The organism is Pelagibius sp. (assembly GCF_028289705.1).
GTDB lineage: Bacteria > Pseudomonadota > Alphaproteobacteria > Kiloniellales > Kiloniellaceae > Pelagibius.
The window spans coordinates 77,724-97,007 of the sequence record NZ_JANQOI010000056.1 but is presented as its reverse complement, the minus strand read 5'-3'; the positions used below and the strand labels follow the sequence as shown (position 1 = coordinate 97,007).

The following is a 19,284-nucleotide window of genomic DNA, read 5'->3' as shown; positions in this document are numbered from 1 at the left end:
GCATCGCGATCCGACCAACAAGCTGTCTGGAAGCTCAGTTGTAGCGGGCGTGGATCTCGGCCTGGGTGCCGTCGGCGATCATGGCTGTGAGCGCGCCCTGCATGCGCGCGACGACTTCGTCGGGGGTTTTCGGCGAGCAGGCGATGGAAAACACCTGCTCGTGAAGCACCGCCGCCTCTTCCACCGGCACGCCCTGCTTGCGCAGGCGATGGAGGTAGGACTCTGAGACCGCCATCAGGTCCACGCGGCCGTTCAGCAGTTTCTTCAGGGTCAGGTCGAGATCGCGCGCCAGGTCGATCTTCGCAAAGCCGGCGTTGCGCAGCAGTTCCACGGTGTAGTCGCCGGTCTGGGTGCCGGTGCGGTAGTGGCTGGCCGTGGTGAGGTTGGCCGGCTCGACCCCCGAGCCTTCGGCGCGGATCAGCAGGGTCCGCTCGACCAGCAAGGGTTCGACCCACTTGAAGCGCTTGTCGCGGTCGACGGTGTGGGCGGTGGTGAAGACGCAGGTCATCGGCCGCTTGCCGGCCAGGGCCAGGGCCCGCGACCAGGGCAGCAACTCCATGTCGAAGGGGATGCCGGTGCGCCGCATGATCTCCTTGACCTGGTCGGCGCCGAGGCCGGCGATCTCCTCACCCTGGGCGAAATTGAAGGGGGCGTATTGCTCGGTGGTGAAGTGCAGCCTCTGCTCCGCACTTGCGGCGGAAGCGGACAGTGCGATGCCGGCAGCCAGAAGGACGGTCGCAAGCGAGCGCCCGAAAGACGTCATTACAAATCGCCAGCGGTCTGACCAAGCCATCTCGTCAATTCCCAGTGGTGGACCAAAAACAAATCCATCAGATCCAGTAGTACCCTTCAGGACTACTGCAATCTGTCTTTGTATAGCTAATGGCTGTAAATGATAGTTTAAGGTGCGGAATATATCATCCCAGGGTTTATTGGATTTGGTAAACGAATGCTTAACGGGATGCTTTGACGGGTCCCGCCAGGCAGGTCCGGCCGACTTAGACGAGATGCGTCAGAAACACCGCAGACACTCCGGGACATCGATCAGGAATCGAATCGTCATCACCGTGCTTGCCACAGTGGTCGTCGTATCGATGATCGGCACCGCCTTGTCCGGCCGCGAGAATGCCGCCCGGCTGCTGATCGATCTGAAGGCGGAATCGCAGGTCCTGACCAGTGTGTTCGGCGACACCCTGGCCGATCCGCTTTGGGACTACGACTACGACATGGTGCAGCTCCGCCTGGAGCGGCTTGCGGCCACCGGGGCCATTGCCGGTGCCCGGGTATTTGACAACAGGGGCGCCAAGCTGGCCGAGGTGATGGTCGACGGCTTCGACCCGGACGCCGAGGAGGATGGGCGGGTGAGCTTTCTGGTGTTCGACCGAAGCATCACCGCCGAGACCGGGGAGGGCGTCGGCACGCTGTTCCTCTGGATTTCGACGGCCGGGGTTTCCGCCGAGGTGTGGAGCGCCATCCGCGGCGATGCCGCGACCACGGCCATCCTGGCGGTGGTCACGGGGGTGGTGGTCTTCGTCGGGGTCAACCTCATCTCCGGGCCGCTCTCACGGGTGACCAACGCGATGATCCGCATCGGCGAGGGTGCGCTGAACACTCCCGTTCCTGAACGCGGCCGCAACGACGAAGTCAGCCGTATGGCCGAGGCCCTGGAGCAGTTGCGCCGCAAGGGCCTGCGCGTGGAGCAGGCGGAGCGGGAGCTGCGCCGGGCCAATGCCAACCTGGAGCAGCGGGTGCTGGAACGCACCGCCGAACTGGAGAGTGCCCGGGAACAGGCGGTCGAGGCGAACCGCGCCAAGACCGAGTTCCTCGCCAACATGAGCCATGACCTGCGCACTCCGCTCAACGCCATCCTCGGCTTCAGCGAGCTGATGCGGGCCCGAACCTTCGGGCCGCTGGGCGACGACCGCTATGAGGAATACGTCGAGGACATCCATCACAGCGGGTCTCTGCTGATCAGCCTGATCAACGACCTGCTGGACATCTCCAAGGTCGAGGCCGGCAAATACGAGTTGGCCGAGGAGGATGTGGACGTGGCTGCGCTGGTGCGGTCCTGCCTTCGCCAGGTGGCGCCGGCGGCGGAGGCGGCTGGCCAGACCCTGGTCTCCGAGGTGCCGGCGGCGATGCCGACCCTGCGTGGCGACGAGCGGGTATTGATGCAGATCCTCATCAACCTGCTCTCCAATGCCGTGAAGTTCACCCCCGAGGGCGGGCACATCGCGGTCGCGGCCTGGTGTGACGGTCGCGGCCGCATTCTTCTCAGCGTTGCCGACAACGGCATCGGCATGACCCAGGAGGGTGTGCGCAAGGCCCTGCGGCCCTTCGAGCAGGCGCACAATCCGCGGGCGCGCGAGCACAAGGGCACCGGCCTGGGCTTGCATCTCTGCGACAACTTCATGAAGCTCTTCGGCGGGTCGCTGGCCATCGAAAGCGAAGCCGGCGCGGGCACCACCGTCACCGTGACGTTCCCGCCGGAGCGCGCCATCCCCACCCGCCGCTCGGCCTAGAACTGAGGTGCGGCCACGTCCGTGGGCGCGACGCATCGCTTCGCCTTGCGGGCGGTCCGTCCGGCCGGCCTGCGCTATGATGTGAGGGTACTGTCGGCCGGCGTCGGATCGCCCTGAGCGAAGTCCCGTTTCATTTCCTCCCGCAGCACGGCACCGAGGGCGATTGCCAGATGGTCTTCCGCCAGGCGCGGCGGATAGATCAATGCAAACTCGTAGGGAATCGTGGGACGGAACGGCCGCACGGTGACCGCGGGCCGGGTCAGGCCGGAGACCACGAAGGGGTCGACAATCGAGACCCCCACGCCCTGCTCTACGAAGCCGCAGGCGGTTGTCGAGTACAACGCCTCGACCCGGACATTGATCGTGACTCCCTCTGCATCGAGCACATTGCGGACCTGTTGACGTAACAGGCTGCTCTGACCGAGCAGAACGAAATCCGCACCATCGAGGTTCCGGGGCTCGATCACGGCGTTCTCGGCAAGTGGATGGCCGACCGGCATGATGCAGACCGCTTCGACGCGATCCAGCATTTCGTAGCGCAGGTTGGGGTGCACCGCAGGCACCGAGCAGATGCCCAGGTCGAACTGCTCCCGCGCGACGAGATCGACGATGTTGACCGAGCTGTCGGAGTGGACCGAGAGCGAGACATCGGGATGGTCGTCGAGGAAGTGGCGGACGACTTTCGGCAGATATCCCATGGAGATGATGGGCATGGCTGCCAGATTCAGGTGCCCTTGCGGAAAGCGCCGGATCGAGCGCGCCACCTGCTCGATGTGTTCCAGCCCGTTGAACATCCGTTCGACTTCGCCAAGCAACCGGGTCGCTTCCCGCGTCGCGCTGATCCTGGTTCCGGCGCGGCGAAACAAGGTGAGGGCGAGGGTGGCTTCCATATCCTTGATCAGCCGGGTCACGGCGGGCTGGGAGATGTTCAGGATACCGGCAGCCGCGGTCATGCTGTTCGTCTGCATGACGGCTCGGAACGCCTCGATCTGTCGCAGGCTGAGCTTCATCGGTCTCTCCTCGGCGGCTGCTTGATAATATACACTTATGAAAGGATCAGTACATGCAATTTGACATTATGAAGCGCCTCCAAGACCGTGGAGCTGTTCCTTGAGCTGTGCCGCGCCGGTGCGGCGGAACGTCCGGAAGCCGAGATGCGGAACGGAGGCCCATGCCCGAGATCATTGGTGAGTTCGCGGACCGTTTGGTGACGACCGAGCTGCGCAACCGGGCCATGAACCACAACATCATTCCGCAGATATACGACCGGGCCCGGGCGGCTTTGGGCGGACGACCCTTAAGCACCCTGGCAGCCGAGGGTCTGCACCAGCGGGTGCAGCCCGGCGATGTGGTCTTCATCGTCACCGGCGCCGGCTATCCCCCGGAAATGCCGCACGGCGAAAGTGACGGGCCGCCCGGGGCGGCGGTGCTCGCCCGTGCACTTTATTGGGGCATGAAGGCCGTGCCGGTCTTCCTGACAGAGGCGCTGCACGCGCCGCCCGTGGTCGCCTCCAGCGAGGCCGCCGGCGTCACGGTCAGGGACTTTGACTTGGCCAAGGAACGCGGTCTCGGTGCCGCGCTGGTCTGCCCGCCGCCGGACCCGGCGGACTATCACCGCTGGATCGGCGAGACCTTTGAACGCTATCAGCCCAAGGCGATCGTCAGCACCGAACGCCTAGGCCCCAACGAAAAAGGCATTACGCACTACTCGACCGGGGTCACCCACAAAGACATCGTCAACTTCGGGCCGATCTTCGACGAGGCGCGCCGGCGCGGCGTCTTCAGCATCGGTATCGGCGACAACGGCAACGAGATTGGCTTCGGCCTGATCCACGACTTCATGCGGGACTTCCACCCCTACGGACGCGACTGTCCTTGCGGATGCGGCGGCGGCGTCCCGACGGTGGTGGCGACCGATGTGCTGTTCCCGGTCTCGATCTCCAACTGGGGGTGCTACGCCGTGGCGGCCACGCTGGCCTTTCTGCTGCGCGATATCGACGTGTTCCATACGCCTGAACTGGAGCGGCGCATCGTCATGAGCTGCCTGGAGGCGGGGGGATACGAGGCGCGCTATTGCACTAAGCGATTCATCGTCGACGGCGCCGAAGGCGAGACGTCGATGGCTGTCGTTCAGATCCTGCGCGACATGGTGCGTCTCAATCTGGCGCCGCCGGACCGCGGCCCCGCGCACTAAGCCCGCGGACCAAGGACGGCGGCCCCGGAGCAAAGATCCTACTTCGTCCATCGGAGGCCTAAAAAGAAAGGGAGGGGGCAGCGATGAGAAACAAGACGATAGCGATGATTATGGGCGCACTGGCCGCCGTGTTAGGGCCGCCGGGAGCGGCCTCGGCGGAGGACCTCGCGCGCACGAACCTGAAGCTTATCGGTTCGCCGGTCAACTCGCCGAACTGGGTCAACATCCTCAAGCCGTTCTGGCTGGAGCGTATCCCCGAGGCAAGCGGCGGCCAGATCACGGTCGACGGCATCAGCATGACCGATGTCGGCGTCAAGGGACCGGAGATGCTGCGCCTGGCGAAAGCCGGTGTCGCCGATCTGATCGCCGGTTCGACGACGCTGGTGTCGGGCGAACTGCCGGAGAACGACGGGATCGATATCGCCGGCCTGATCCAGAGCACCGATACCCTGCGCAAGGTGATCGACGCCTATCTGCCGACCCTGCGCAAGCTTTACGAGGAGAAGGCGGGGGTGACGCCGATCGGCTTCTGGCCGACCGGTGCGCAGGTCTTTTGGTGCGCCACCGCGATTGGGGGCCTGGACGATCTGAAAAACAAGAAAGTCCGTGTGTTCAGCGCGACCACCGCCAACTTCGTCGAATCCATCGGTGCGATCCCGGTTACGATGTCGTTCTCCGAGGTGGTGCCGGCGCTGCAGCGCAACGTCATCGACTGCGCCTTGACCGGCGCGAACTCGGGCAACATCGCCAAGTGGACCGACGTGACGACCCATGTTTATCCGCTGGTGGTGGGATGGGGCATCAACTTCGTCGTGGCCAACACCGCGTCCTGGAACAAGCTGGACCCCAAGGTGCGCGCCTTCCTGGAGGAACGGGTCAGCACAGAAATGGTTCCCGCGGGCTGGAAGATGGCCGAGGACGCGACCCAGCACGGCATCTGGTGCACCGTGGGCGACGAGCGTTGTGACGTGGACGCAACGGCGCCCAAGAAACTGGAGAAACGCGATCTGACGCTGGTCTCGGTCACGCCGGAGGACGAGCAGGCCTTGAAGAACCTGATCGCGCAGAGCCAGCTTCCCGAGTTCTCGGCCCGCTGCGGCGAGGCCTGTGTCGAGCGATGGAATGAAACCGTCGGCGCAGTGGTCAAGGTGAGCGCGCCGGCCCCATAGGGGCTCCGGGCGATTTACTGTTTGGTCCGGCGGGCGGGCGCGAAAGCGCCCGCCTGTCGGCGTCGCCGGTAACTGGGTCCATGACGAAGGATCGAGGTAAGGATGGATCGCTGGTTGGCGCGGCTGATAAGCGCTCTTGAGCGGCTATCGCGCGGCGGCGTCTACGTTGGCTGTGCCATGCTGTTGCTGGCTGCGGGTCTGGTTACCTTCGAGGTCGTGGCGCGCAAGCTGTTCCACTTCTCGCTGAGCGGTGCCGATGAGATCGCCGGCTACGCTTTTGCGATCAGTATCGCCTGGGGATACTCCTTCGCCTTGTTCCAGCGCGCCCATATTCGGGTCGACGCCCTCTATGTGCGCTTGCCGGAACGGGTACAGCGGGTGCTCGACGTCGTGGCGCTGGCCGGCTTCTCGGTCGTGATCGGGCTGGTCGGCTATCGCGCGCTGATGACGCTGATGGAGACCCTGCGTCTGGAGGCCCGGTCGAGCACGCCCTTGTCCGTCCCCTTGTGGATACCGCAGTCTCTCTGGCTGTTGGGCCTCTCGTACTTCCTGCTCTGCATCGTCGCGCTGTTGCTGCGCGCGTCCTTGGCGCTTGCCCAAGGGCGCCACGAAACCGTCAAGCAGGTTGCCGGCGCCCCCTCGGTGATCGGTACGCGGACCGAAGACGCCCCCGTGTCCCGGTCGGCCCGCTAGGAGGCGCCACGTCGTGTTCGTGACCACCGCCATCGTGCTGCTCGCGCTCATCGCCTTCGGGTTTCACATCGCCGTCGTCCTCGGGATCCTCGCCCTCTTCCTGAGTGCCTTCTATTCGCCGTTCCCCCTCGATGCGGCCTTCGGCGAGGTCGCCTGGTCGCACAGCATCGACTTCGTGCTGGTGGCGATTCCGCTGTTCATCATGATGGGCGAGATCCTGCTGCGCTCCGGCATCGCCAACAGCATGTATGCGGCGATGACGCAGTGGCTGTCGTGGCTGCCCGGCGGCCTGATGCACGCCAATATCGGCACCTCGACGCTGTTTGCGGCAACCTCCGGGTCCAGCGTGGCAACGGCTGCCACAATCGGCACCACGGCCATGCCCCAGATCGGCAAATGGGGCTACAACGAGCGCCTGTTCCTGGGCAGTCTGGCCGCCGGCGGAACCCTCGGGATTCTGATCCCACCGTCGATCAACATGATCCTCTACGGATTCCTGACCGATACCTCGGTTCCCCAGCTCTTTCTCGCCGGCATCGTTCCCGGCCTGATGCTCGCTGGCCTCTTCATGGTTACGATCCTGTTGGCCTGTATCATCCGCCCGGCCTGGAGCGGCCGTTCGGTCGCCACCTCATGGTCCGCGCGCTGGCGTTCTCTCGGCGATCTTGCGACGCCGGTACTCCTGTTTCTGATCGTCATCGGCTCGATCTACGCCGGCTGGGCGACGCCGACCGAGGCCGCGGCCATCGGCGTCATCGCCAGCCTCGGCTTCGCCGCCTGGCGCCGAAAGCTCACCTGGGCGATGCTACGCACGGTGATGGAAGGCACGATCCGCACCTCCGCCATGATGATCCTGATCACCATCCTCGCGTTCCTGCTCAACTTCGTCATCGGTGCCGTCGGGCTGGTCGGTCAGGTCAATCAGGCCGTCGCCAGTCTGGGCTGGTCGCCCATGACGACCATGATCTTCATCATCGCCATCTTTCTGCTGCTTGGCATGTTCATGGACACCCTGGCGATGATCGTCCTCACCATTCCGGTGGTCACGCCCATCGTCGTCGGGCTCGGCTTTGACCCGGTTTGGTTCGGCGTGATGATGGTGCTGATCGCGGAGACCTCGGTTCTGACCCCGCCCATCGGCATGCTGTGTTACGTGATCCAGGGGATCCGGCGGTCGGGCCGGCTGACCGACGTGTTCATCGGCGTGGCCCCCTTTGTGCTGACGCTTCTTACGATGATCGGGATACTGCTGGCCTTCCCGCAGATTGCCCTGTGGCTCCCCGAAACCTACTACTGACGCAAAGGCCTGCCGTTCGGAGGAATGGCGACTTCGGACGAGGCGGACGCACCCGGCTCCGCCGCGTCGAACAGACGGCAAAGCCGTAGTGCCATCGGCGTCAGGCGCTGCCTGCCCGGTGGAGCTGCGCGAAGCGGCCGGGGGAGAGACCGTAGCCCGCCTTGAACCAGCGACTGAAATGCGCCTGGTCCGCAAAGCCCGCCTCGGCTGCTGCCGCGGCAAGGGAGGTACCCTCCTGAATGCGGTCGCGTGCGTGGGTCAGACGGCGCATCACCTGGTAGCGGTGCGGAGTGACCCCGAAGCGGGCCCGGAACTGGCGGGCCAGGGCAAAGCGGCTGAGGCCGCTGACCGCTTCCAACTCCGCGGAGCGGATGGACCGAGCGAAGTCTGCGTCGATCAGGTCGCGCACGCGGGCGACAGCGGGAACATCGAGGGTCGGGGCGGGCAGGGGGCCGGCGGTGCCGGCATCGAGGTCCAGCAGACCCTCGGCGATGTTCAGCACCAGGCTGTCGAGAGCCAGGGGCGCCGGCTCTGCGGCGAAGGCATAGGCCAGGCTTGCGGCCAGACGCGGCGAATGGCTGACCGCCGCTGCGGCGAAGGGCAGGGGGCCCGGCCGCCCGGTCAGCTCCACCGCGGCCTCCGCCACCAGGGCGGGTTCCACATAGGCGCCCTGGTAGGCGTAGCCGGCCTCGGTGCCGGCATGTCCGTCGTGCAGTTCGTCGGGATGCAGCACCACGATCTCACCGTGGAGGCTCCATTCCTGCACGCCGCGGTAGGTGAAGCCCTGCACGCCGGCGTCGGTGCGGCAGATCATGTAGCGGTCGTGGCGGTGGGGTGCGTAGCGTTGCCGGGAAAAGCGCGCCTCCACCAGCTCGATCCCTTCGCCTCTTGCCGCCACGCGCAGGAACTCCCCGCTTGAGCGGGCGCACGGACGTTCAAGACCCTGGCCGGCGGATCTGCTGGACTGGGAAGTCATGGCGGCAGTCTACATCGCCGCAGCCGCTTTTCGGGAGCCCGGAACCACGCCCCATGCCCGCCGACCAGATCGTCGCCTTTTTCGTCTTCTCCCTGGTGGCTGCGGGAACCCCGGGGCCGAGCAATGTGCTGCTGACCACCGCGGGGGCCAACCTCGGCGTTTTCCGCGGCCTGCCGACGGTCTTGGGCGTGTCGCTGGGCATGGGCGTGATGCTGTTCCTGGTGGCCTTCGGTCTGGGCGGCCTGCTGCTCGACAGTCCCGCGGCCCTGGAGGGGCTCAGGTGGGGCGGCGGCGCCTTCCTCTTGTGGATGGCCTATAAGATCGCCAGTGCCGAGGGTGGGCCCGGCACCAAGGCCCATTGGGCCCTGGGATTCCTGCCGGCCGCCGCCTTCCAGTGGGTCAATCCCAAGTCGTGGCTGGTTTCCGCCAGCGCCGCGGCCACCTATCTGGACCCCACGGCCGAGGGCGCTTCCGGCGCGGCCCTGGCGCTGGCCGGCGTGTTCGTCGCCGCCGCCCTGCCGAGCTGTTTCGCCTGGCTCAGCTTCGGCGCGGCCATTCAGCGCTTCCTGCACAACGAGCGGCGCCTGCGGCGCTTCAATCTCGTGATGGGTGCTTTGCTGGCCGCATCGGTTCTCTGGATCCTGTTCTAAGGACACTCGCCCCGGCCCGAATCAAAGAGGGCCGCATCGCTGCGGCCCAACCCGAATCAGAAGGGGCCGCATCGCTGCGGCCCCCCATGAGCTGGTGAGTCTTACGGCCCCGAAACGGGGTCCCGCTCCGAAGGTGCTACGCGCCGGATGAAGGCTGCTCCATCAAACCCGTTACGCATCCAAGGCCTTCAGACTTCACCGAAATCTCATGAGACATTGGATCACCTCCTTTCAGCTGTTGAAACCGAGGGCTCTATATCGCCTGGATTCGCAAAATCCGGCAAGGAATTTTGCAGGCCCCCTTGACCATATCTGCATTAATCAAAATAACTATGCTACTGTGACGAGCAGTGGGGTTGGGTTTGTCAGTCTCAGGAGTGATCCATGCAAAGCCGAACCGGTTCAAATCCGAAGCTGTTTGTGCGCTTGCCAGCCTTGGCCTTCGGGCTCGTCGTGCTGGCGGGTTGTGCCTCCACCGATGTTGCCGAGCGGACAACCTATGAAGGTGAACTCACCAAGCCGACGCGGGTGGTGATTTACGATTTCTCGGCGACGCCACAGGATGTGCCGGCCGATTCCGCCTTGGCGGGCATCTATAGCAAGCGGGAGCTGCCGCAGACCCTGGAAGAACAGGCGCTTGGCCGCAAGCTTGGTGCCCGGTCGTCCGAGCTGTTGGTCGAACGCTTGAATGAGATGGGTATCGCCGCCGTGCGCGCGGTCGACGGCACGACGCCGAAAGTCGGCGAGGGTGTGATCAGGGGCGCTTTTGTTTCCGTCGATGAGGGCAGCCAGTGGCAGCGGCTGCTCATCGGCTTCGGGGCCGGTGCCAACGAACTGGTCACCGTCGTCGAAGGCTACAAGATGCGCGATGAGGGTCTCGTTCCACTCGGCTCCGCGAAGATCAAGGCTGAAGGTGGGGCGATGCCCGGTGTGCTGGCTCCGGTCGGGGTCGGCGCGGCGACCGGAAACCTAGCGCGCTCCGCCATCATTTCCGGCGGCGCGACGGCTGTTAAGGAACTCGGGCCCGAGACGATCGAGGCCGCCGCCGACCGCACCGCCGAGCAGGTGGCCGACATCGTCCGCGAAGGCTACGTGAAGCGCGGCTGGCTGGAGAAGTAACGGTTGAGCTGAAGGCCGTCTCAGAAGGACAGCCTGGCCCACAGCTCGTCGAAAGGAACGCAGATGGCCTTGCGGAAGGGCGCGCGCGCCCGCAGACGGTCGTACCAGGCCGCCACCTCAGGGGTCTCCGGGCGCGCAATGGGCATCTCGAACCAGCGGTAGAGCGTCGTCCCGGCGGCGATGTCCGCCAGGGAAAGCGCCTCGCCCGCCACGAAGGGGCGCCCCGCCAGTTGGCGGTCGAGGACGGTGAAGCGCTCGGCGCAGCGGGCGCGCAGAGCCTCGATGGCCTCGGCATCCTGCTGCGCTTCGGGGGTACGCACCCGCATCCAGAACAGCTTGATCCAGTCGGGGTAAAGGGCGGTGCTGGCCCAGGCCTGCCATTGGTCGACCCGGGCGCGTTCCGTTGGGTCCGCCGGCCAGAGGGCCCCGCTGCCGTAGCGGGCCGCCAGATAGCGGATGATGGCATCGCTTTCCCAGATCACCTGGTCGCCGTCGCGCAGGGTCGGCACCTTGCCGTGGGGGTTCATGGCCCGGTAGGCAGGGTCGTCCAGGCCGCCGAAATCGCCGCCGGCATCGATGCGCCGATAGGGCAGTCCCAGTTCCTCGAGAACCCAGACCGCCTTCTGCACATTGCAGGAGGAGAGGCGCCCCCAGAGGGTGATCTCGGCCATGGTGCCGACCTGACCGCCGGACGGGCCGGCTAGTTGCCCCGCCGGGCGGCGAAGCGCACGGCCTCCTCGGCGGAGCGCAGCAGGGCGCGGGCCTTATTGAGGCTTTCCTGGTACTCCGCTTCCGGCTGGCTGTCGGCGACCACGCCGCCGCCGGCCTGGATATGCATGACCCCGTCCTTCACCAAGGCGGTCCTGAGGGCGATGCAGGTGTCCATGGAGCCGCCGGCGCCGTAGTAGCCCACGCAGCCGCCGTAGACGCCGCGGCGTTCCGGCTCCAACTCGTCGATGATCTCCATGGCCCTGACCTTCGGCGCGCCGGAGACGGTGCCGGCGGGAAAGCCGGCAACCAGAGCATCCATGGCGTCGTGGCCGTTGGCGATGGTGCCCTCGACATTGGAGACGATGTGCATCACGTGGCTGTAGTGCTCGATGGTCATCTGCTCGGTAACGGTGACGCTGCCGACCTCCGCCACCCGGCCGACATCGTTGCGGCCCAGGTCCAGGAGCATCAGGTGCTCCGCCAGCTCCTTGGGGTCGGCCAGAAGGTCCTCGGCCAGATCCCGGTCCTCCGCCGGGGTGGCGCCGCGCGGCCGGGTGCCGGCGATGGGCCGGATGGTCACGGTCTCGTCGCGCAGGCGCACCAGGATCTCCGGGCTGGAGCCGACGATGGCGAAGCCGCCGAAATCGATGAACACCAGAAAGGGCGAGGGGTTGAGCCGCCTCAGAGCGCGGTAGAGCGCAAAGGCCGGCAGCTTGAAGGGCAGGGAAAGGCGCTGCGAGAGCACCACCTGGAAGATGTCGCCGGCCAGGATGTAGTCCTTGGCCCGGTCGACCATGGCGTGGAAACCGGCGCGGGTCATGTTGGACTGCGGCTCCGGCAGCGCTTCCAGGTCGGCCGCCACGTCGCGGTGCTGGGGCAGGGCGCGCTCGAAATCCTGCGCCACGTCGGAGAGGCGCTCGCAGGCCTGGGCATAGGCGGCCCGCGCCGACACGTCGTCGCGCGGCCAGACCGGTGTAAAGAGGGTCACCAGGTCTTCGACCCGGTCGAAAACCGCGATGATCGTCGGGCGGATGAACATGCCGTCCGGCACGTCCAGGGCCGCCGGGTTATCGTCGGGCAGGTCCTCCATCAGGCGCACGGTGTCGTAGCCCATGTAGCCGAACAGGCCGGAGGCCATGGGCGGCAGGCCCTCGGGCAGCTCGAAGCGGCATTCGTCGATGAGGCGGCGCAGGCTTTCCAGCACCGGTTCGTCGACGGGTTTGAAGCCCTCAGGGTCGTAGCGCGCCTGGCGGTTCAGTTCCGCCTTGTCGCCCCGGCAGCGCCAGATCAGGTCGGGGCGCATGCCCAGGAAGGAGTAGCGGCCGATGATCGAGCCACCCTCCACCGATTCGAAGAGAAAGGAATTGGCCTTGCCGTCGGCCAGTTTCAGGAAGGCCGAGACCGGGGTCTCCAGATCCGCGATCAGGGCGGTATGGACCACCTGCGCCCGCCCGGCCGCATAGCCGGCCTCGAAGGCGGCGAAATCCGGTGTGGTCTGCATGGCTCCGCCCCAGCCGCCGGCCTAGTATCCGCTGCCCAAAAGCGTTTGGTCGATCAGCGGCTGGTTTATGGTGACGTCGAACTCGGCCTGCAGGGACGCCAGGAACTGCTGGAAGATGTCGTTCCTCATGGCACCGGCCAGTTCGTCGGAGATGGCGTCCAGGCGGTCCCCGGCCGCCGAGCTGTCGGCGCCCTGGATGTCAATGAGCCGTGCCACGATCTGGCTATCAGGGGTCGAGACCAAGACCGTTTCGCCTTTGGCGATATCGAAGAGCCGCTGTGACAGCAGGGCGGAGGGCGTCCGCTCCGGGTTGCCGTCGAAGCGGGTGACGGGCTCGGTCTGCTCCGCGCTCAGGCCCTCGGCCTCCGCCAGGGCGGCCAGAGTGGTGCCGCCGTCCAGCTTTTCCATCAGAGCCTCGGCCCGCTCCTGGGCCAGGCGCCGGCGCTCGCCCGCACGCCACAGCTCCACGACGTCATCGCGCACCTCCTCCAGCGGCCGGGGTGCGGCCGGGGTCTCACCGTCGACGCGTAGGATGAAGTAATCGCCGTCGAGGGTCTCCGTCAGCAGGCTGGTGCCGCCGACGGCGGTCTCGTTCAGCACCTCCAGGAACTCGCTGCCCGCCGGCAATCCCTCGACAGCCGTTCCCGCCGGATCGAGCCCCCGGTCGTCGATCGCCGCGATCTGCCGTGAGTTGAAACCCAGCCCCCTGGCGGCCTCTTCGATGGCCAGCCCGCCGGCAATGGCCTCGTCGAAGCGGTTGGCCTGATCGATCACGATATCGATGGCCTGGGCCTGGGCAATCTCCTCACCCAGTTGCGCGCGGACGGTCTCGAGGTCGGCCTGCTCGGCCTCCTCGATGGCCGTCACGACGACCACGTGCCAGCCCACCGGGCTCTGCAGGGGCCCGCTGGCCTTGCCGAGCTCGAGCTCGAAGACGGGCCCGGCCATTTCCGGAAAGAGCTCGGCTTCTTCCAGGATGCCCAGGGAGACCGGTCCGCGCCCGGTCGCTTCCCGGGTCGCCGCCTCGAAGTCGGCGCCGTCGGCGATCTTGTCGGCCAGTGCCTGGGCCGCAGCCTGGTCCGGCAGGACGGCCTGGGTGACGGCACGGCGTTCGGGTTTGGACAGCTCGGCCCGGCGTGCCTCGAACTCCGCCGCAAGGGCCTCTTCGGAGACTGCGATATCGGCCGCAGCGTCAGCGATGCTCAGGTGGACCAGCGCGATGTCCTTGAAGGCCGGGGTCATGAAGTTGCCGGTGGCGGCCTCGAAGGTCTCGCGGACCGCGGCCTCGTCGGGCTCGCCCAGCGCGCCGACACTGTCGTTGGATACGGTCAGATAGTCGGCCACCCGGCGTTCTTCCCGGTAGGCGAAGAGCTGCCGGGCCAGGCTGCGCGGCGCCACCGCGCCCTCGGTGACGGCTGCGGTCACCTGCCGGCGCTGGGTATCGGTGCTGAGGATCGCCAGATAGCCTTCTTCACTCATGCCGCTGAACTGCAGGGCCTGGGCGAAACGGTTCCGGTCGAAACGGCCGGTCGCGTCGAGAAAGGCCGGGTTCTCGAAAATCTGCGCGCGCATCTGCTCTTCGGTGATCAGCAGGCCGAGGCGCGCCGACATCTCATCCAGGATTGCCTGGCTGATCAGCCGGTTGATCACCTGCTGGGGAATGCCCAGGGCGCGGATCTGATCGATCGTCAGGCGCACACCGAACTGCCGGCTCATGTTTGAGATTTCCTGCGACAGCTCCCGAGAGAAGCTGCGCTGGTCGATCACCGTATCGCCGACCTTGGCCACCTGCTGTGCGTGGCCGCCCGTGCGAAACATGTCGCCGATGCCCCAGACCGCGAAACTGAGGATCAAGAGTCCGAAGAGAATGAAGGTCGCGATCTTGACGAAAAGGTTACGGCTTTTCATTGCTGGTTACTGACTCTCGTAAGGGCTGGATGGGCCGGCTGCCTGCTCGCTCTTCTGCCAAGCCAAGGCGCGGCGGCGGCAGTTTAAGAAGGCCTCTCCAGCCGGGCAACACGCAAATACCCGGTCACAGCCTTGATTTTCCGCAGGATCTTGCGGAAATTGACCGGGTTCGCGCGCCGTGCCGGCTGGCCGGCGCGTCTCAAGGGAAGGAAATGGATCTGCAATGAAGCCGCTGATCGCCGGCAACTGGAAGATGAACGGCCTGTCGGACGACGCCAAGAGCCTGGCGGAAGACCTCAAGGCCCGCAGCGCTGCTGACCTGCCGGCCTGCGAACTGTTGGTCTGCCCGCCGTATCTCCATATCGCCCAGGTCGCCGGAATCCTGCAGGGCACCGAGGTTCGTGTCGGCGGCCAGGATTGCCACACGGCCGGCAGTGGCGCCCACACCGGCGACGTCTCCGGCGACATGCTGCGGGACCTGGGATGCGGCTATGTCATTCTCGGCCACTCCGAGCGGCGGGCCGACCATGGCGAAAACGACGCGCTGGTCCGCGCCAAGGCGGAGGCGGCCCAGGCCGCCGGCCTGGTGCCCATTGTCTGCGTCGGGGAAACGGCGGACCAGCGGGCTTCCGGCGAGGCCCTGGCGGTGATCGCCCGGCAACTCAAGGGATCGGTGCCGGTCGGTATGGACGCGGAGCGCCTGGTGATTGCCTATGAGCCGGTCTGGGCCATCGGCACCGGCCAGACGGCCACGCCGGACGATGTGGTCGAGGTCCACAGGGAGATCCGCAAGCTGCTGGTCGGGCTGGTGGGCGAGGGCTCGGACCGGGTCCGCATCCTCTATGGCGGTTCGGTCAAGCCGGCCAATGCCGCCGAGCTGCTGGCGCAAGCCAACGTCGACGGCGCCCTGGTCGGCGGCGCCAGCCTCAAGGCGGAGGATTTCTGGGCCATCGCGGCGAGTTGCCCCTAGGGAGTCGCGCCCAGGCGGCGGGCGCAGACGGCGCTGTTGCCCTGTGGTTTTTGCTGGTCTTTCCCCCTCTGAGTGATTACATAGCGCGCGTGTGCAGCGGGGCTCCGCCGGCTGAGGCCCGCAGAACAGCCCCGCAAGCCACAGATCGGAACCCGGACCTTGCACCCCGCTGCCGCCGCACGGTAGCCCGCACAGCAAGGACCGAGACCACCCAGTCGAGCGAACGCAGAGCATGCAGAACGTATTACTGGTCATCCACATCCTTCTCGCCCTGGCCCTGATCGGGGTGGTGCTGCTGCAGCGGAGCGAGGGCGGCGGCCTGGGCATCGGCGGTAGTGCCGGCGGTGGCGGCGGCGGTGGTATGGCCGGCTTTCTGACCGGCCGCGGCACGGCCAACCTGCTGACCCGCACCACGGCGATCCTCGCCGCCTGTTTCATGGCCACGAGTATCGTGCTGACCATCATTGCCGGTGGCGGCAGCGAGCCCCGCTCGATCCTCGATTCCGGCACCGAGGCGCCGGCCCACAGCGCGCCGATGGGGACGACCGAGCCCGCCGTTCCATTGGAGCCGACGGTTCCCGCCCAATAGCCTCTCCGCGTTCCGCCCCGGCAGGTTCCCGCCGGGAACCTTGTCTTTGAACGCCAGGGCGGCTCCCGCGCGACTCCATCTGTGCCTGCATTGCCCTTGGGCTTCAGGCCGCCGGCGTTGGCTCAATTCGCTCTCTGACCGGCCGCATTGCATGGTGGGCGAGGGGGAGAATTCGGGGGTTTGCCGAGGCGCAGCGGCAAACTGAGAACGCCGGCCTTCGAATGCTTGCGTCGCCAGCTTCGATCGTTCAATAGTGTTGGCCCATGGCGCGGTTCATATTCATCACCGGCGGCGTGGTTTCCTCCCTCGGAAAGGGTCTTTGCGCAGCGGCTCTCGGCGCGCTTTTGCAGGCGCGCGGCTTCAAGGTGCGGCTGCGGAAGCTCGACCCCTATCTGAACGTGGACCCGGGAACCATGTCGCCCTATCAGCACGGCGAGGTCTACGTCACCGACGACGGGGCCGAGACCGATCTCGACCTCGGGCACTACGAGCGCTTCACCGGCGTGCCGGCGCGCAAGAGCGACAACGTGACCACGGGGCAGATCTATTCCGACGTCCTGGCGCGGGAGCGGCGCGGCGACTACCTGGGCGCGACGGTGCAGGTCATTCCCCATGTGACCGATGCCATCAAGGCCTTCGTGCTCGGCGATCTGACCGACGAGGACTTCGTCATCTGCGAGATCGGCGGGACCGTGGGCGATATCGAGGGCCTGCCGTTCCTGGAGGCGATCCGCCAGTTGGGCAACGAACTGGGCCGGGAGCAAAGCCTCTTCGTCCACTGTACGCTGATCCCGTTCATTGCCGCGGCGGGCGAGCTGAAGACCAAGCCGACCCAGCACTCGGTCAAGGAACTGCAGTCCGTCGGCATCAAGCCGGACATCCTGGTCTGCCGCAGCGAGCGGGAAATCCCGCGGGACGAGCGTCGCAAGATCGCGCTGTTCTGTAACGTGCGCGAGGAGGCGGTGGTGCCCGCCCTGGACGTGCGGTCGATCTATTCGGTGCCGCGCGCCTACCACGAGGAGGGGCTGGACGACGAGGTCTGCCGGCACTTCGGCCTCTCGATATCGCCGCCGCGGCTCGACGAGTGGGACCGGGTCATGCAGCGCGTCGACGAGCCCGACGGCGAGGTCACCATCGGCGTGGTCGGCAAGTACGTCAGCCTTTTGGACGCCTACAAATCGTTGGCCGAATCCCTGACCCACGGCGGCATCGCCAACAACGTGAAGGTCAAGGTCTCCTGGCTGGACTCGGAGATCTTCGAGAAGGACGGCACGATCCAGCAGCTTGAAGGGGTGCACGGCATCCTGGTGCCCGGCGGCTTCGGCGAGCGCGGCTCCGAGGGCAAGGTCGCCGCCGTGCGCTTCGCCCGGGAGCATCAGGTGCCCTATTTCGGGATCTGTTTCGGCATGCAGATGGCGGTGATCGAGGCGGCGCGCAATCTCGCCGACCTGCCCCAGGCCGGCTCCACCGAGTTCGGCACCCCCGGCGACCCGGTGGTCGGGCTGATGACCGAGTGGCTGCACGGCAACAACGTCGAGCGCCGCAACACCGAAAGCGACCTCGGCGGCACCATGCGCCTCGGCGCCTATCCCTGCCTGCTGAAGGAGGGCAGCCGGGTGCACGAGGCCTACGGCGCCAAGGAGATCAGCGAGCGGCACCGCCACCGCTATGAGGTGAATATCAACTACCGGGAGGTGGTGGAGGATGCCGGTCTGGTGTTCTCAGGCCTGTCGCCGGACGGAGAGCTGCCGGAGATCGTCGAACTGCCCAGCCATCCCTGGTTCGTCGGGGTGCAGTTCCATCCGGAGCTGAAGTCGAAGCCCTTCGACCCGCACCCGCTGTTCACCTCTTTCGTCGCCGCCGCTGTCGAGCAGTCTCGCCTGGTTTAAGCCGCGTTGCGGCCGTGCAGCGTGGCGTGCAGCGCCTGGAGCCGGCCCAGCACGTCCCGGGCGGCGGCCAGTGGCAGGCAGCTCGGGCCATCGCACTTCGCCTGCTCCGGGTCGGGATGGAATTCGAGGAACACGCCATCGGCGCCGGCCGCCACTGCCGCCGCCGCGATCACAGCCACCCCCTCGCGCCGGCCGCCGGTCGACACCCCGTCGCCGTCGGCCTTGGCGCCGGGAAGCTGGACCGCATGGGTGGCGTCGATGGTCACCGGGACGCCGAGGCGCTTCAGCTCCGGGATGCTCAGCATGTCGACCACCAGGTTGTTGTAGCCGAACGAGGTGCCGCGTTCGCAGAAGATGGTGAGGTCCTTGCCGGCCGCCTCCTCGATCTTGCGGAGGATGCTGTGGCAGTCCCAGGGGGCCAGGAACTGGGCCTTCTTGACGTGGAGCAGGCCACCCTGCTCGGCGGTCGCCTTGGCGGCAGCCACCACGAGGTCGGTCTGGCGGCAGAGGAACGCGGGGATCTGCACCAGATCCGCCACTGCGGCCACCGGCCCGGCCTGGTCGATCTCGTGCAGGTCGGTGGCGATGGGCAGGCCTTCGCGCTCCTTGACCGCCGCCAGGATCTTCAACCCTTCTTCGAGGCCGGGGCCGCGGAAGCTCTTGAAGGAGGAGCGATTGGCCTTGTCGAAGCTGGCCTTGAAGACCATCGGCAGGTCCAGTTCGGCGGCCACCTGCTTCAGCTCCTGCGCGGTCTCCAGGGCCAGGCCCAGATCCTCCAGGACATTGAGGCCCAGGATGCAGAACAGCGGCTGGCCGTCACCGATCGAGAGATCCCATTTGCGAAGTCTGAGCTGCATGCCGCTCGCCCCTGTCCTGATTGCCGATGGAAAAGCGGGCGCCTGCGCGCCGGCCCTTCGGCCAGTTCATAGCCGCCGCCCCGCATTGCTGCAAGCCGCCCTGCCGCGGCACCCAGATCCGCCAAAGCGGCCGTCAGTCCCCGACGAACAGATCCCCGGTCGACATTTCGCCCGGGCTCGCCTATAGCCTAGTCCGCGCGCCCCTCCTCACGAGGGCCGTCGATCACAGCTTCGTTCAA

The 19,284-nt window shown here is 66.4% G+C and carries 17 protein-coding genes; 10 read left to right on the top strand and 7 right to left on the bottom strand.

Annotation, left to right across the window (positions count from 1 at the left end; all coding sequences use genetic code 11):
* Positions 1–34: 34 nt before the first annotated feature.
* Positions 35–763 carry an ABC transporter substrate-binding protein gene (locus Q0996_RS07120; protein WP_299617112.1) on the bottom strand — a complete coding sequence of 243 codons (729 nt, stop codon included), beginning with the start codon at positions 761–763 and terminating at the stop codon, positions 35–37.
* A gap of 304 nt (positions 764–1,067) precedes the next feature.
* Here Q0996_RS07120 and Q0996_RS07115 point away from each other — a divergent pair, with 304 nt between their 5' ends.
* Complete coding sequence (locus tag Q0996_RS07115; RefSeq protein ID WP_299617111.1) at positions 1,068–2,522, top strand: ATP-binding protein; 1,455 nt, start codon at positions 1,068–1,070, stop codon at positions 2,520–2,522.
* Between the two features lie 74 nt (positions 2,523–2,596).
* On the opposite strand, the gene Q0996_RS07110 is transcribed toward Q0996_RS07115, so the two are convergent.
* Positions 2,597–3,532 carry a LysR substrate-binding domain-containing protein gene (locus Q0996_RS07110; protein ID WP_299617110.1) on the bottom strand — a complete coding sequence of 312 codons (936 nt, stop codon included), beginning with the start codon at positions 3,530–3,532 and terminating at the stop codon, positions 2,597–2,599.
* A 161-nt stretch (positions 3,533–3,693) separates the two neighbouring features.
* Between Q0996_RS07110 and Q0996_RS07105 the strand changes: the two genes are divergently transcribed.
* From Q0996_RS07105 to Q0996_RS07090, 4 genes are all read left to right on the top strand, one after another.
* Positions 3,694–4,716 carry a glutamate cyclase domain-containing protein gene (locus tag Q0996_RS07105; protein WP_299617108.1) on the top strand — a complete coding sequence of 341 codons (1,023 nt, stop codon included), beginning with the start codon at positions 3,694–3,696 and terminating at the stop codon, positions 4,714–4,716.
* 83 nt (positions 4,717–4,799) lie between these two features.
* Positions 4,800–5,885, top strand: coding sequence for a TRAP transporter substrate-binding protein (locus Q0996_RS07100; RefSeq protein WP_299617107.1), 1,086 nt, complete (start codon positions 4,800–4,802; stop codon positions 5,883–5,885).
* Between the two features lie 102 nt (positions 5,886–5,987).
* Positions 5,988–6,578: a TRAP transporter small permease subunit gene (locus Q0996_RS07095; protein ID WP_299617106.1), complete on the top strand. Its 591-nt coding sequence runs from the start codon at positions 5,988–5,990 to the stop codon at positions 6,576–6,578.
* 13 nt (positions 6,579–6,591) lie between these two features.
* The gene (locus Q0996_RS07090) at positions 6,592–7,875 is read left to right on the top strand and encodes a TRAP transporter large permease (RefSeq protein WP_299617105.1); all 1,284 of its coding nucleotides are present in this window, start codon (positions 6,592–6,594) and stop codon (positions 7,873–7,875) included.
* Between the two features lie 100 nt (positions 7,876–7,975).
* Here Q0996_RS07090 and Q0996_RS07085 read toward each other — a convergent pair whose 3' ends face one another.
* Positions 7,976–8,773, bottom strand: coding sequence for an AraC family transcriptional regulator (locus tag Q0996_RS07085; RefSeq protein WP_299617103.1), 798 nt, complete (start codon positions 8,771–8,773; stop codon positions 7,976–7,978).
* Positions 8,774–8,904: 131 nt separating this feature from the next.
* On the opposite strand from Q0996_RS07085, the gene Q0996_RS07080 reads away from it, so the two are divergent.
* Together Q0996_RS07080 and Q0996_RS07075 are read left to right on the top strand one after the other, a co-directional pair.
* The gene (locus Q0996_RS07080) at positions 8,905–9,501 is read left to right on the top strand and encodes a LysE family translocator (RefSeq protein WP_299617101.1); all 597 of its coding nucleotides are present in this window, start codon (positions 8,905–8,907) and stop codon (positions 9,499–9,501) included.
* A gap of 384 nt (positions 9,502–9,885) precedes the next feature.
* Positions 9,886–10,620: a DUF4410 domain-containing protein gene (locus tag Q0996_RS07075; RefSeq protein ID WP_299617099.1), complete on the top strand. Its 735-nt coding sequence runs from the start codon at positions 9,886–9,888 to the stop codon at positions 10,618–10,620.
* 20 nt (positions 10,621–10,640) lie between these two features.
* Here Q0996_RS07075 and Q0996_RS07070 read toward each other — a convergent pair whose 3' ends face one another.
* Genes Q0996_RS07070 through Q0996_RS07060 form a run of 3 tightly spaced genes read right to left on the bottom strand, consistent with a single transcriptional unit; the run spans position 10,641 to position 14,740 of the window.
* Positions 10,641–11,291 (bottom strand): glutathione S-transferase family protein, encoded by a 651-nt coding sequence (locus Q0996_RS07070; RefSeq protein ID WP_299617097.1) that lies wholly within the window; start codon positions 11,289–11,291, stop codon positions 10,641–10,643.
* 29 nt (positions 11,292–11,320) lie between these two features.
* On the bottom strand, positions 11,321–12,832 hold the full coding sequence (gene trpE, locus Q0996_RS07065) for an anthranilate synthase component I (RefSeq protein WP_299617096.1): 1,512 nt from the start codon (positions 12,830–12,832) through the stop codon (positions 11,321–11,323).
* A 21-nt stretch (positions 12,833–12,853) separates the two neighbouring features.
* Positions 12,854–14,740: a peptidylprolyl isomerase gene (locus Q0996_RS07060; RefSeq protein ID WP_299617095.1), complete on the bottom strand. Its 1,887-nt coding sequence runs from the start codon at positions 14,738–14,740 to the stop codon at positions 12,854–12,856.
* A gap of 223 nt (positions 14,741–14,963) precedes the next feature.
* On the opposite strand from Q0996_RS07060, the gene tpiA reads away from it, so the two are divergent.
* The 3 genes from tpiA (at position 14,964) to Q0996_RS07045 (ending at position 18,188) form a co-directional block, all read left to right on the top strand.
* Complete coding sequence (gene tpiA / locus Q0996_RS07055; protein WP_299617094.1) at positions 14,964–15,710, top strand: triose-phosphate isomerase; 747 nt, start codon at positions 14,964–14,966, stop codon at positions 15,708–15,710.
* A gap of 232 nt (positions 15,711–15,942) precedes the next feature.
* Complete coding sequence (secG, locus tag Q0996_RS07050; protein ID WP_299617093.1) at positions 15,943–16,299, top strand: preprotein translocase subunit SecG; 357 nt, start codon at positions 15,943–15,945, stop codon at positions 16,297–16,299.
* A 263-nt stretch (positions 16,300–16,562) separates the two neighbouring features.
* Positions 16,563–18,188: a CTP synthase gene (locus Q0996_RS07045; protein WP_299617092.1), complete on the top strand. Its 1,626-nt coding sequence runs from the start codon at positions 16,563–16,565 to the stop codon at positions 18,186–18,188.
* Here Q0996_RS07045 and kdsA read toward each other — a convergent pair.
* Positions 18,185–19,045, bottom strand: coding sequence for a 3-deoxy-8-phosphooctulonate synthase (gene kdsA, locus Q0996_RS07040; protein WP_299617091.1), 861 nt, complete (start codon positions 19,043–19,045; stop codon positions 18,185–18,187). The two genes, Q0996_RS07045 and kdsA, sit on opposite strands and share 4 nt — an antisense overlap.
* Positions 19,046–19,284 lie beyond the last annotated feature (239 nt).

Coding starts and splice junctions, on each gene's coding strand:
- Q0996_RS07120 (WP_299617112.1), bottom strand. CDS start 763: ATGACGTCTTTCGGGCGCTCGCTTGCGACCGTCCTTCTGGCTGCCGGC.
- Q0996_RS07110 (WP_299617110.1), bottom strand. CDS start 3,532: ATGAAGCTCAGCCTGCGACAGATCGAGGCGTTCCGAGCCGTCATGCAG.
- Q0996_RS07105 (WP_299617108.1), top strand. CDS start 3,694: ATGCCCGAGATCATTGGTGAGTTCGCGGACCGTTTGGTGACGACCGAG.
- Q0996_RS07100 (WP_299617107.1), top strand. CDS start 4,800: ATGAGAAACAAGACGATAGCGATGATTATGGGCGCACTGGCCGCCGTG.
- Q0996_RS07095 (WP_299617106.1), top strand. CDS start 5,988: ATGGATCGCTGGTTGGCGCGGCTGATAAGCGCTCTTGAGCGGCTATCG.
- Q0996_RS07080 (WP_299617101.1), top strand. CDS start 8,905: ATGCCCGCCGACCAGATCGTCGCCTTTTTCGTCTTCTCCCTGGTGGCT.
- Q0996_RS07075 (WP_299617099.1), top strand. CDS start 9,886: ATGCAAAGCCGAACCGGTTCAAATCCGAAGCTGTTTGTGCGCTTGCCA.
- Q0996_RS07070 (WP_299617097.1), bottom strand. CDS start 11,291: ATGGCCGAGATCACCCTCTGGGGGCGCCTCTCCTCCTGCAATGTGCAG.
- trpE (WP_299617096.1), bottom strand. CDS start 12,832: ATGCAGACCACACCGGATTTCGCCGCCTTCGAGGCCGGCTATGCGGCC.
- Q0996_RS07060 (WP_299617095.1), bottom strand. CDS start 14,740: ATGAAAAGCCGTAACCTTTTCGTCAAGATCGCGACCTTCATTCTCTTC.
- tpiA (WP_299617094.1), top strand. CDS start 14,964: ATGAAGCCGCTGATCGCCGGCAACTGGAAGATGAACGGCCTGTCGGAC.
- secG (WP_299617093.1), top strand. CDS start 15,943: ATGCAGAACGTATTACTGGTCATCCACATCCTTCTCGCCCTGGCCCTG.
- Q0996_RS07045 (WP_299617092.1), top strand. CDS start 16,563: ATGGCGCGGTTCATATTCATCACCGGCGGCGTGGTTTCCTCCCTCGGA.
- kdsA (WP_299617091.1), bottom strand. CDS start 19,045: ATGCAGCTCAGACTTCGCAAATGGGATCTCTCGATCGGTGACGGCCAG.